The organism is Pseudonocardia sp. CA-107938 (assembly GCF_050936315.1).
In the GTDB taxonomy this organism is placed as follows: domain Bacteria; phylum Actinomycetota; class Actinomycetes; order Mycobacteriales; family Pseudonocardiaceae; genus Pseudonocardia.
Genome location: NZ_JBNJNA010000001.1, coordinates 6,191,449 through 6,204,001, shown reverse-complemented (window position 1 = coordinate 6,204,001; position 12,553 = coordinate 6,191,449). Strand labels below are relative to the sequence as shown.

The window sequence follows — 12,553 nt, the reverse complement described above, 5'->3', positions numbered from 1 at the left end:
TGACGACTCCTTCAGGGGCTAGAGGGTCGTGATCCTGTGCGTGCCTCCGCCGATCTCGAACCGGACGGAGTCGGGGTGGGTCGTCGCGTCGGCCGGGGCGGCGCCGTCGACGCTGGGCACCGAGCCGGCCGGGAGCCAGACCTCGGCGGTGCTGCTGGCCGGGACGGTGACGGTGAGCTGGAGGGGATCCGCGGTCCACTCGACGGCTGCGATGCCGCGCGGGGTCCGCACCTGCGCCGACGCGTGCGCGAGCACGCCCGTCAGCTGGGGACGGACCCGGATGCGGCTCCAACCGGGCGCGGCCGGGGCGAGCCCGGCCACGTCGTGGAAGAGGAACTTCTCGGTGGCGACGAGCAGCTTCATGTTGCGGCTGAACGTGGGGTCGCCGCCCCACGTCTCCCAGATCGTGGTGGCACCCTGGGCGATCTGGTGGCCCCAGCTGGGGAACGTGGTACGCGTGGCGACCCGGTGCATCACCTCGGCCGGCAGCACGTGCTGCAGGGCGGCGGTGCCCATCGTGCCGGTGTCGAGGTGCCCGTCGCGGCGCTCGATGTCGGCGACGAGCGCGGCCAGCACGGCGGCGCGGTGCTCGTCGGGCACCAGCCCCAGCCACAGCGCCAGCGCGGCCGCGGTCTGCGACCCGCTGTCGTAGGTCGCGCTGTCGACGTTCAGGAACCGCGCGGTGAACGCGTCCCTGACCTCGGCGGCGACGCCCGCGAACTGCGCGGCGTCCTCGGTGCGACCGAGCACCCGCGCGCTCTTCGCGACGATGTCCGCAACCGCGTAGAGCCACGCCGTCGACGTGCACTCGCGGGACGTGCGCTGCGGGAACACGCTGCACGTCCCGTCGGCCTGCGGCTCCATGTGGTCGCCGAGCCCGGTCGTCAGGATGCCGTCGGTCGTGCGCGACAGCATGAACTCCAGCCCGCGCCGCATGCCGGGGTAGTGGCGGGCGAGGATCGAGCGGTCGCCGTAGAACTCGTAGAGCGCCCACGCGATGGCCGGGTAGCTGGTCATGCTGAAGTCCGGCCACGCCCCGTACGGGAAGTGCAGCATCGGGTCGTGGTCGGCGGGCACCAGGTAGCCGTCCGGCGCTGGGAGCTCGACGGATCCGCGCCAGTGGATCGGGCAGACCACGGGGAACCGGCCGTCGGGCAGCTGGGCGTCGGCGAGGTCGTCGAGCCACTTGCGCCAGAAGCCGAGCGTGTCGACGTTGAGCAGGTACTCGCCCACCGCCCAGCCCGGGTCACCGGTCCAGCCGACGCGCTCGGCGCGCTCGGCGGCGTCCTGCGGGAAGCCCTGCAGGCTCGCCCGCATGCTCCACACCGCGTTGTCGTGGATCTGGTTGAGCAGCGGGTCGGCGCAGGTGAACCGGCCAACCTGCGGCAGGTCGGAGTGCACGAGGCAGGACACCGCCTCGTGCACCGTGACCTCGGGCGGCGCGGTGATCTCGACGTAGCGGAACCCGTGCAGCGTGAACCGCGGCTCCCAGGTCTCCCGCCCGTCGCCGCGCAGCACGTAGGTGTCGGTCTGGCGGGCCTGGATCCAGGCACCCATGTTGGCGTCGTCGTCCAGCTCGCCGGCGGCGTCGACCTCGCCGGCGTGGCGCAGCACCACCTGCGCCCCGGCCGGCCCGGACACCGTGATCCGCGTCCATCCGGTGTGGTGCTGGCCGAAGTCCAGCAGCCGGGCGCCGCTCGCCGTCGGCCCGTCGGTCACCGGTGCGCGGGTCGCGAGCACGCGCACCGGCGGGATGTCCTGGCCGTGCAGCCGCGCCTGCGGGGGCTCGACGACCGTCGCCGGCTCCCACGCGCCGTCGAAGCCGGCGCCGTCCCAGCCGGGGACCTCACGACGGGCGTCGTACACCTCGCCGTGGACGGGGTCGTCGAACGTGATCGGGCCGGCCGCGACCGTCCAGTCGCCGCCGGTGCCGACGACGATCCGCTCGCCGTCGCTCGTCTCGACCTCGAGCTGGACGAGCGCGCGCGGCCCGTCGCCCCACGGGGTGCGGGGGAGCGGGCCCGGACCGTTCTCCTCCTCGGCGCTGTACCAGCCGTTGCCGAGCATGACGCCGACGCCGTTGCCGCCGGCCTGGAGGTGCGCGGTGATGTCGTAGGTCGCGTAGAGGACGCGCGCGCCGATCATCCGCGCCGGCTTGCCCTCGCCGTCGACGAGCGCCGGGTCGTGGTCGTAGTTGGTGGTGGCCGGGTCGAGGACCGCGTCGCCGACCTTCGCGCCGTTGAGCCGCAGCTCGTAGCAGCCGAGCGCGGCGACGTAGGCCCGCGCGGTGGTGACGTCGGCGGGGACGGTGAACTCCGTGCGCAGCAGCGGGCCATGGATGCCGGGGGCGCCGATCCAGGAGGCCGTCCAGTCGGACGGTTCGAGCAGCCCGGTCTCGAACGTCGTCGCCGCTGCGTACGGACCGGGCACCGAACCGCTCCACAGCCGGACGGTCCACCAGTACCGGGTCCGGCTGCGCAGCGGCGTGCCGCCGTAGGCGATGCCGACGACCTCGGTGCCGCTGACCTGGCCGGAGTCCCACACGTCGCCGGTCGCTGCGGCGGCGAGCGCGGCGCTGCTGGCCACGATGATCTGGTACGCGACCTGCGCGCCGGCCTGGCCGACCGGGGTCCAGTCGAAGACGGGATGGCGCGACCCGACGCCGACGGGAGCGGTCATGTGCTCGCAGCGCAGCCGCGTGGCCTGCAGCGCGGGGGGAGCAGCCGTCACGGGTATGCCCTTTCCCTGGAACCGGAAGACGCTATAGCGTATTGCCCTTCCGCCGGGCCGACGTTGCGGCTGATCCGGCAGAAGGATTGCCGAATGCTATAGCATAGCGCGAATGGCGTCCACACAGGTTCGACGAAGAGTCCTCTTGGCCGTCCTCGCCGTGGCGGTGGCGGCAACCGGCGCGGTGATCGCGGCGGCTCCGCGGTGCGGCAGCGAACCCGCGGCCAGGCTCTCTTGCGAGCCGGTCCCCGAGCGGGACGGGTGGAAGGAGCTGGTGCTCGGCACCACGGAGGCGCACGCCGTGCCCCGGAGCGTCGAGGTCGAGGGCGACCCGGCCGCGGTCGCCGACCCGGACGGCGTGCTCGTCGCGGGCGACGGCCGGCAGGCGACGCTCACCACGACGGCCGCGGGGAGTGCGCGGCTCGTCCTCGACTTCGGCGTCCCGGTGTCGGGGCACGTCGAGATCACGGTCGAACGCGCCGCGGGCGCCTCGATCCGCGCGTCGTACGCGGAGGCCCGCCAGTTCCTCGGCCCCGACGGCGACGCCGATCCCGACCCCGCCGGGTTCACGTTCGCCGGCCGCTCGATGGGCACCGACGACGACCCGGACGCGCGCGCCGACGTCTTCCCGCCGCCGGCGGCCCCGACCACCCTCGTGACCGTCGGGCTGCGGGGGTCCCAGCGCTGGCTGGCGCTCACCCTGGACGGGCCCGGCACGCTCGTCGTCGACGCGGTGCGGGTGCGCCGCACCAACTTCGCCCCCGGCCACCACACCGCGCACTTCCTGTCGAGCGACCCGTTGCTCAACAAGATCTGGTACGCCAGCGCGTACACGATGGACCTGGCGACGGCCCGGGACCAGCGCAGCAACCCCGGTGCGAGCTGGGTCGTCATGGACGGTGCGAAGCGCGACCGGCTGCCGTACGGCGCGAACGTGCGCGAGGCGGTGCTCTCGGCCCGCTACCTGGGCGAGCCGTACCGCCGCGTGGTGCGCGACAGCCTCAACCTCTTCGCCTGCCAGCAGGACCCCGACGGCTCGCTGCCGGCGGCGACGCGCATCGACGTGCCGTGCGACCCGGCCGATCCCGGACCGCCCGACGGGACGCCGGCCGGGTTCGCGCCGCCGGCCGAGGCCGGCATGGCCCGGGTGGACAGCTACGCGGCCTGGTGGGTGATCGGCGTGGCCGACTACCTGCGCAGCACGGGCGACGTCGAGTTCGCGACGGCGATGCTGCCGGTGGCGCGCCGGGTCGTGCAGTTCTTCGCCGACCACGCCACCGGCGGGCCGCTGTGGCGCACCGAGGCCTTCGGCGGGCGCCCGTACGCGGTGAACTGGCACCCGCCGGACATGGCCGACGGCATCGACGCGTACAGCAACGAGGCGTACTTCGGGGCGCTGCAGGCGCTGGCGAGCCTGGAACGCGCGATCGGCGCGGGAGCGGACGCGGCGGCAGCGCTCGACGCCCGAGCCGGCGAGGTGCGGTCCGCGCTGATGACGCGCCTGTGGGACCCGCAGGCCGGGGCGATGCTGCTGCGCGAGGGTGACCCGCGCCCCGACCACACCTCCGACGCCAACGCCGGCGCGCTGGTGTTCGGCCTGCTCGACGCCGACCAGGCGCGGCGGGTGATGGCGTTCCTGCGGGACCGACTCGGCTCGCCGTACGGGCGGCTCAACAGCGAGCGCGCCGACAACCCGTTCATGACGCAGTTCGTGTCGCCGTACGTGATGCTGCAGGAGGCCGTCGGCCGGTTCCGCTACGGCGACGGTCGCGGCGCGCTCGACCTGATCCGCACCGGGTGGGGGCACATGCTGGCCGTAGGCCCCGGCACCACGTGGGAAGAGGTGGGCGTCGACGGCGCGCCGCGGGTGCCGCGCCCCGGCACGTCGCTCGCCTGGGGCGGGCACACGAGCCTGGTCCACCCGTGGACGTCGGTCCTCCCGGTGCTGTCGGGCGAGCTCGTCGGGGTGCGTCCCGTGGAGGACGGGTTCCGCCGGTGGGAGGTGGCGCCGCAGCCGAGCGGGCTGACGTGGGCGCAGGGCCGCGTCGAGGTGCCTGGCGGGACGATCGCGGCCCGCTGGACCCGCGACGAGCGCTCGTTCGTGCTGACCGTCGACGCGGCGACCGACGCGCCCGGCCGGGTGGTCGTCCCCCTGCTGGGCGGGGACCGGACCGTCGCGCTCGACGGTCGCGTCGTGTGGCCGGGAGCAGCCGCACCCGGTGGCGTCGAGGTGCGTCGCGAGGGCGACACCCTGGTCATCGACGGGCTCCGCGGCACGCACACGGCGGCTTGGCAGGACTGATTCGCTATAGCATCTAGTGAACAGTCGCAAGATGCTATAGCGTTCGGTCGCCGTTCATCCCAAGGAGGACCCATGATCGACGGATCGCTGGACGCCACGGCCCAGGCCGAGCTCGTCCGCTCCGGGCAGATCTCCCCGGCCGAGCTGGTCGAGGAGACGATCAAGCGGATCGAGCACGTCAACCCGCAGGTCAACGCGGTCACGATCCCGACGTACGACAAGGCGCGCGCCGAGGCGGCCACGGCCGAGGGCCCGTTCCGCGGCGTGCCCTACCTGATCAAGGACAACATCGCGTCGAAGGGTGACCTCTACACCGCGAGCATCGCCGGGGTGAAGGCGGCGGGCTACCTCGGTGACCACGACGCCCACCTGGTGGAGCACATGCGCAGCGCCGGGTTCGTCCTCACCGGGCGCACCAACACCCCCGAGCTCGCGATCGTCGACACCACGGAGCCGGAGGCGTGGGGGCCCACCTGCAACCCGTGGGACACCCGCCGCTCGGTCGGCGGTTCGAGCGGCGGCTCGGCCGCGGCGGTCGCCACCGGCATGGTGGCGGTCGCGCACGGCAACGACGGCGGCGGATCGGTGCGCGAACCGGCCGCCAAGTGCGGGGTGGTCGGGCTGAAGCCGACCAGGGGCCGGTTCTCGCAGGGCCCCGAGGTGATCGACTCGGACAACGCCTCCGGTCTCGCGCACGACGGGTTCATCGCCCGCTCGGTGCGCGACATCGCCGCCCTGCTGGACGTCGTGGGCGGGCACCGCGCGGGCGACGCCTACAGCGCCCCGCCCCCGGTCCGCCCGTTCGTCGACGAGGTGGGCGCCGCGCCGGGCCGGCTGCGCATCGGCGTGCTCACCTCGGACCCCGCCGGCGTCGGCACCGTCGACCCCGAGTGCGTGGCCGGCGCGCGCAAGGTCGCCGACCTGCTCTCCGACCTCGGGCACGACGTGCAGGAAGGCTTCCCCGACGCGCTGCGGCTGGGCAGCTGGCCGCTCGAGGTGCAGCCCGTCGTCGCCGTGATCATGCTGCGCGAGCTCGAGCGGTTCGGCCGGATGATCGGGCGGCCGCTCACCGAGTCCGACGTGGAGGCCCAGACCTGGGCCTACGCGGAGATCGGCAAGACCATCACCGGCGCGCAGTACGCCGCAGGCGTGGACTGCGTGCGCGAGCGCGGACGCGAGATCGAGCGGTGGTGGGAGGAGGGCTGGGACATCCTGCTCACCCCCACGCTGACCAACCAGACGCCGCTGCTCGGCCTGTTCACGCCGTCCACCGACGACCCGTTCGAGAGCCTCGGCATGAGCGCGTCCACGTTCACCGTGCCGTTCAACATCTCCGGTCAGCCGGCCCTGTCGCTGCCGCTGCACTGGGCCGCCGACGGGATGCCGATCGGCGTGCAGATCGGCGGCGCCTACGGGCGCGAGGACCTGCTCCTGCGGCTCGCCGCCCAGCTGGAGACCGCCATGCCGTGGGCCGACCGCCGCCCGCCCATCAGCGCCTGAGAAGGAGAACCACCATGGGACGACTGCAGGACAAGGTCGTGCTCGTCTCGGGCGGCGGGGCCGACGGCCCCGCCGGACCGGGGGAGACGATCGCGATCGGCAACGGCCGGGCCGCGGCGATCGCGTGCGCCCGGGAGGGCGCGCTGGTGATGGTCGCGGACCTGCGCCGCGACGCCGCCGAGGAGACCGCCGAGCACATCCGCTCGGAGGGGCACAAGGCGGAGGCCGTCGCCTGCGACGTGACGGTGCCCCGCCAGGTCGAGCAGGCGGTGCAGGCCACGGTCGACACGTTCGGCGGGCTGGACCTGCTGGTCAACAACGTCGGTGTCGCCGACTTCGGCTCGGTCCTCGACACCCCCGTCGACGCCGTCGACACCTTGCTGCACCTCAACGTGGGTAGCCAGCTCCTGATGATCAAGTACGCCTTGCCGGAGATGCAGCGCCGCGGTGGTGGCGCCATCGTCAACGTCTCCTCGTTGAACGCCTACCGCAGCGGCGGCGCCGGCATCGGCTACGAGACCAGCAAGACGGCGATCCTGGGGCTGACCCGCAACGTCTCGCTCACCGCGGCACCGCTGGGCGTCCGGGTCAACACCGTGGTGCCGGGCGTCATCGACTCGGCGGTGGTGCGCCGCCACCTCGCCGGGGCCACGCTGGACATGTCCGACCGGATCCCGCTGGGCCGCATGGGCACGCCGTGGGAGGTGGCGAGCGTCGTCGCCTTCCTGCTCTCGGCCGACGCGTCGTACGTGACCGGCACCGAGGTCCTCGTCGACGGCGGAATGAGCGTGCCGCTGTGAGACCGCACATCGTTGCGCTGATCGACGACTACCTGCGCCGGTTCGGCGACCGTCCCCGCGCCGTCGACGCCACCGGCGAGTGGACCGGCAACCAGCTGAGCGAGCGCGCCCGCCGGCTGGCCGGCGGGCTGCGCGCCCACGGCGTCGGGGCCGGCGACCGGGTCGCGGTCATGATGGCCAACAGCGTCGACGTGTTCGTCGCCTACGAGGCCGTGTGGCGAGCGGGTGCCGCCATCACCCCGATCATGCCGGCGCTCGTCGCCTCCGAGGTCGCGCACATCCTCGGCAGCGCCCAGCCGGCCGCCGTGCTCACGTCCGGGCGGGCCACCGCGATCGTCGCCGCCGCCCGGCAGCAGGTGGGCGGGGAGTTCGTGCTGGTCGGCGAGCCGGACGCCGGTGGGGACGTGGTGTGGGCGGACGTCGAGTCGGCGCCGCCGCTGCCCGCCGTGGGTGCCCAGCGCGGCGACGACCTCGCCGCGCTCCTGTTCACCGGCGGCACCACGGGCCGGTCGAAGGGCGTGATGCTGAGCCACGAGGGCCTGGTGAGCACGGTGCGCATCGCGGCCACCGGCATCGACCCGGTCGACAGCGACGTCAGCCTCGTGACGCTGCCGCTGTCGCACGGGTTCGGCATCGTCGTCTACCTGGTGTCGTTCCTCGACCACCTGCACTTCGTCGTGCACGAGCGGTTCGAGCCGACCCGGTTCGTGGAGGCCGTGCGGACGGCCGGGGTGACGACCACCGACGCGGTGCCGGCGATGCTGCAGGCGCTGCTGGACTCCGGGCACGCGCACGACCCAGCGCTGCGCAACCTGCGCAGCGTGTACGTCGGCGGCTCGTACTGCCCGCCCGACCTGATGGAGGCCTTCGAGGCCGCCACCGGCACGCGGGTGTACGAGGGCTACGGGATGACCGAGTCGGGTGCGCTCATCGCGGGGGACGTGCCCTCACTGCCGCACCGGCGCGGCACGGTCGGCCGCCCCTACGCGGGGGTCGAGGTGCGCGTCGTCGACCCGGACGGCAACGACGTCGCGACGGGCGAGGTCGGCGAGATCATCGCGCGCAGCGCCGCCATGATGGTCGGCTACTGGCGCGATCCCGCCGCGACGGCCGAGGCGGTGCGGGACGGGTGGCTCTACACCGGTGACCTCGGCAGCCTCGACGCCGACGGCTACCTCGCCATCCGCGGGCGGCGCAAGGAACTGATCATCCGCAACGGCTTCAACGTCTACCCGACGGACCTGGAGAACGTCATCCGCGAGTGCCGCGGCGTCACCGACGTCTGCGTCGTGGGCATCCCGGACCGGGTGCTGGGGGAGCGGGTCGTCGCTGCGGTGATCGGGGACGCTGACCCGGAGGAGATCGTGGCGCGGTGCGCCGACCGGATCGGGCCCTACAAGCGCCCCGACGACGTCGTCGTGGTGGCGGAGATCCCGCTGACCCGGGTCGGCAAGCCCGATCGCGCCACCCTCGCGGCCCTGCTGTCCCGCTCGCTCGCGCGCACGGGGCAGTAGGTGGACCTCGGCTTCTCCCCGGAGCAGGAGGCGTTCCGGGCCGAGCTGCGCGGCTGGTTCGAGGCGAACCGGTGGCGGGCACCGGTCGTCCCGCCCTACACCGACCGCGGGCTGCGCCAGCACCTCGACTGGGAGCACACCCTCTTCGACGCCGGGTACGCCGCCCCGGGATGGCCGCGGGAGGTCGGCGGCCTCGGCTGCGACGCGTGGGAGCAGCTGATCTACGACGAGGAGTACGCCCGGCTCGGTCTGCCGGACCGCATCAACAAGATGGGGCTCGTGCACGGCGGGCCGACGGTCCTCGCGCACGGCACCGCCGAGCAGCGGGACCGCTGGCTGCCGCGCATCCTGCGCTGCACCGACATCTGGTGCCAGGGCTTCTCCGAGCCCGAGGCGGGCAGCGACCTGGCCGCGCTGCGCACGACCGGCCGCGTCGAGGGTGACGTGCTCGTCGTCAACGGGCAGAAGACGTGGACGACCCAGGGCATCATCGCGACCACCATGTTCGCGCTGGTGCGGACGGATCCGGAGGCGGCCCGGCACCGGGGGATCAGCTTCGTCGTGATCGACCTCGACGCGCCCGGCGTCGAGGTGCGTCCGCTGCGGCAGCTGCACGGGCACCCCGGGTTCGCGGAGGTCTTCTTCACCGACGTGGAGGTCCCGCTGATCAACGTGGTCGGCGCGCTCGGCGACGGGTGGCGGGTGGCCAGGACGTCGTTGCAGCTGGAACGGGGCACCGCGCGCGGCACCCACGCAAGGCTGGAGCGCAGCGTCGACGGGCTGGCCCGCGCGGTGCGCGAGAGCGGGGCGGAACCGGGCGCGGTCCAGCGGCTGGGCCGGTTGCGGGCCTGGACCTATGCGTACACGCAGGCCGCGTACGCCGCGACCGACCTCGGCGCGGACGCCGCGTTCTCCAGCATGCTCAAGCTCACCTGGTCCCGGACCCAGACCGCGATCCACGAGGCGCACCTCGCCGCGCTCGGTCCCGCCGCGGAGGTGGTCGACTCCCCGGACGAGCTGACCGGCATGCGGCGCGACTACTGGCACGGGCGGGCCGCGGAGATCTTCGCCGGGTCCACCGAGATCCAGCTGTCGCTCGTCGCCGAGCAGGGTCTCGGTCTGCCTAGGGAGCCACGCGCATGAGGTTCCGGTTCACCGAGGAGCAGGAGGCGCTCGCGGCGGCGGTGCGCCGGCTGTTCGCGACCGAGTACCCGCCGAAGCTGCTGCGCGGGGAGTGGGACACCGAGACCGGCCGCATCCCGGCGATGTGGGACGGGCTGCGCGCGATCGGCGTACCCGCCGTGCTGGTCCCCGAGGAGCTGGGCGGGCTCGGCGGCACCCTCGTCGACCTGTGCCTGGTGCTGGAGGAGGCGGGGCGCGCCTGCGTGCCGGACGCCGTCCTGGAGGCGTGCGTGCTCGGCCCGAGCGCCGTGTCGCAGTCCGAGGCCGGCGCGGAGTGGGCCCGCCGGATCGCGGCCGGTGAGGTCCGCGCGACCACCGCGTTCGACGGGCTCGCCGCGGTGCCCGACGTCCACGTCAGCGACGTGCTGATCATCGCCGACGGGGACGGGGTCCGGCTGTACGAGCGGTCCGAGATCACCGCGACGCCGTTGCGGTCGATGGACCCGTCACGGCGGTTGTTCCGGGTCACCGTGCCACCGGGCGCCGGCGTCGTGCTGGGGCGCGGTCCGCGCGCCGAGCTGATGGACCTGCAGTCGGTCGGCTCGGCGTCGGTGCTGGTGGGCGTCGCGCAGGAGCTGCTCGACCGCACCGTCGCCCACGTGCTGGTGCGGCGCCAGTTCGGGCGGCCCCTCGGCTCGTTCCAGGCGGTGAAGCACCAGCTCGCGCAGGCCGCGACCCTGGTGACGATGGCCCGGCTGGCCACGCACGCCGCCACGGCCGCGGTCGCCGCCGGTGCCGGGGGAGCCCACGACGCGGCCCGCTGGGCCCGCATCTGCGCCGTCGACGCCGAGGCGGAGGCCAACCGGGTCGCCCTGCAGCTGCACGGCGCCATCGGCTTCAGCTGGGAGCACGACCTGCAGCACTGGCTCAAGCGCGGGAAGGTGCTCGAGCAGGCCCACGGCGGCGTCGAGACGGAGGTGGCCGGCCGAGCGGCGATCGCGTCCCTCGGATGATCACTGGTCGCCGTGCGCCTGCCCCACGGCGTTGACGACGCCGAGGACGAGGAGGTGCGCGGCGGTCACGCCGGAAGGGTAGGCACGTCGCGGCGCAGGTGATCGTCCCGGAGCGGGCGGCGGGCTCGTCTACGATGTGCTGTCCGCATCAGCGCCCACGGCGGTCGCGCGGGACGCGTTCGGCGCCGACCGGTTGGCGGTGCACGTCTGGCTGCTGGAGGTCGTTGATGGTTGCCGAGCTGAGCGACACGGTGCGGCTGGCCTACGGCGAGACGGGTCTCGACCTGCGCATCGACCCGACAGTGACCACGGTCGTGACACCCGAGCACCACGAAGCCACCGAGCCGGCGCGGGAGATCCTCCGCCGCGCGCTGCGGGCGCCCGTGGCAGGCCCACCGCTGCGGGACCGGGTGCGGCGCGGGCAGACCGTCGCCATCTCCGCCTGCGACGGGACCCGTCCGCAGCCGCGGCACCTGATGATCCCGGCGGTGCTGGAGGAGCTCGACGGGCTCGTCGACCTCGACGACGTCGTGGTGCTGGTGGCGACCGGCACCCACCGCGGCAACTCCGAGGCGGAGCTGCGGGCGATGTTCGGCGACGAGGTGGTCGACACGGTGCGGATCGTCAACCACGACGCTCGCGACCGCGGCAGCCTGACGTGGATGGGGGAGATCGGCGAGGGCGTGCCCGTGTGGCTCAACAGCGAGTGGGTCGATGCCGACGTCCGCATCACCACCGGGTTCGTCGAGCCGCACTTCTTCGCCGGGTTCTCGGGCGGGCCGAAGCTGGTCGCGCCCGGCCTCGCCGCGCTGGAGACCGTGCTGGTGCTGCACGACGCGCAGCGGATCGGCCACCCGCGAGCGGCGTGGGGGATCATCGAGGGCAACCCGGTCCACGACGACGTGCGCGCCATCGCGGCGGCCACCGGCGTCACGTTCGGGTTCGACGTGGTGCTGAACCGCGAGCAGGAGGTCGTCGCCGCGTTCGGCGGCGACCTGGCCGCCATGCACGCCGAGGCGGTGCGCACCGCCCGTGCCGTCGCGATGCGCCCGGTGCCGCAGCTCTTCGACGTCGTGGTGACGACCAACTCCGGCTTCCCGCTCGACCAGAACCTCTACCAGGCGGTCAAGGGGATGTCGGCCGCCTATCAGGTGGCCCGGCCCGGCGGCACGATCGTGTGCGCCGCCGAGTGCCGCGACGGATTCCCCGACCACGGGTCCTACCGCGAGGTGCTCGCCTCCGCCGACTCGCCGTCGGCGCTGTTCGCGGAGATCTCCGCGCGGACGGTCACCGTGCCGGACCAGTGGCAGGTGCAGATCCAGGCACGCATCCAGGCCGACTGCCGGGTCGTCATGCACACGTCGTTCCTCAGCGACGCCGAGCTGGCGACCGCGCACCTGCAGCAGACCGCGGACGTCTCCGCGACCGTCGCCGAAGCCCTCGCCGAAGCCGGCCCGGACGCCCGCCTGTGCGTGCTGCCCGAGGGCCCGCAGACGATCCCCTACGTCGCGAGCCGCTGAGCGGGCGGGGTCACTCCCGTCCGTACCTCGCCACAACAGGCCTTCGGCGTCG

At 73.9% G+C, this 12,553-nt stretch carries 8 protein-coding genes; 7 read left to right on the top strand and 1 reads right to left on the bottom strand.

Annotation, left to right across the window (positions count from 1 at the left end; genetic code table 11):
• Positions 1–18 precede the first annotated feature (18 nt).
• A complete protein-coding gene (locus tag ACQEVB_RS30705) occupies positions 19–2,730 on the bottom strand; it encodes a family 78 glycoside hydrolase catalytic domain (RefSeq protein ID WP_432978867.1) in 2,712 nt (903 codons plus the stop codon).
• A gap of 145 nt (positions 2,731–2,875) precedes the next feature.
• Here ACQEVB_RS30705 and ACQEVB_RS30700 point away from each other — a divergent pair, with 145 nt between their 5' ends.
• From ACQEVB_RS30700 to larA, 7 genes are all read left to right on the top strand, one after another.
• Positions 2,876–5,032, top strand: a complete 2,157-nt coding sequence (locus tag ACQEVB_RS30700) for an alpha-L-rhamnosidase C-terminal domain-containing protein (RefSeq protein ID WP_432978864.1) — start codon at positions 2,876–2,878, stop codon at positions 5,030–5,032.
• A 72-nt stretch (positions 5,033–5,104) separates the two neighbouring features.
• The gene (locus ACQEVB_RS30695; protein ID WP_432978861.1) at positions 5,105–6,532 is read left to right on the top strand and encodes an amidase; all 1,428 of its coding nucleotides are present in this window, start codon (positions 5,105–5,107) and stop codon (positions 6,530–6,532) included.
• Between the two features lie 14 nt (positions 6,533–6,546).
• Positions 6,547–7,332, top strand: a complete 786-nt coding sequence (locus ACQEVB_RS30690) for an SDR family NAD(P)-dependent oxidoreductase (RefSeq protein WP_432978858.1) — start codon at positions 6,547–6,549, stop codon at positions 7,330–7,332.
• Positions 7,329–8,846, top strand: coding sequence for a class I adenylate-forming enzyme family protein (locus ACQEVB_RS30685; RefSeq protein ID WP_432978855.1), 1,518 nt, complete (start codon positions 7,329–7,331; stop codon positions 8,844–8,846). Before ACQEVB_RS30690 ends, ACQEVB_RS30685 begins: the two co-directional genes overlap by 4 nt.
• Positions 8,847–9,989: an acyl-CoA dehydrogenase family protein gene (locus tag ACQEVB_RS30680; RefSeq protein WP_432978852.1), complete on the top strand. Its 1,143-nt coding sequence runs from the start codon at positions 8,847–8,849 to the stop codon at positions 9,987–9,989.
• Positions 9,986–10,981 (top strand): acyl-CoA dehydrogenase family protein, encoded by a 996-nt coding sequence (locus ACQEVB_RS30675; protein WP_432978849.1) that lies wholly within the window; start codon positions 9,986–9,988, stop codon positions 10,979–10,981. The genes ACQEVB_RS30680 and ACQEVB_RS30675 overlap by 4 nt, the downstream gene beginning before the upstream one ends.
• A gap of 227 nt (positions 10,982–11,208) precedes the next feature.
• A complete protein-coding gene (gene larA / locus ACQEVB_RS30670; protein ID WP_432978846.1) occupies positions 11,209–12,501 on the top strand; it encodes a nickel-dependent lactate racemase in 1,293 nt (430 codons plus the stop codon).
• The last annotated feature ends 52 nt before the right edge of the window (positions 12,502–12,553 follow it).

What these genes read in the sequence shown, in the direction of transcription:
- ACQEVB_RS30695 (WP_432978861.1), top strand. Translation starts at nt 5,105, where the DNA reads ATGATCGACGGATCGCTGGACGCCACGGCCCAGGCCGAGCTCGTCCGC.
- ACQEVB_RS30690 (WP_432978858.1), top strand. Translation starts at nt 6,547, where the DNA reads ATGGGACGACTGCAGGACAAGGTCGTGCTCGTCTCGGGCGGCGGGGCC.
- ACQEVB_RS30675 (WP_432978849.1), top strand. Translation starts at nt 9,986, where the DNA reads ATGAGGTTCCGGTTCACCGAGGAGCAGGAGGCGCTCGCGGCGGCGGTG.
- larA (WP_432978846.1), top strand. Translation starts at nt 11,209, where the DNA reads ATGGTTGCCGAGCTGAGCGACACGGTGCGGCTGGCCTACGGCGAGACG.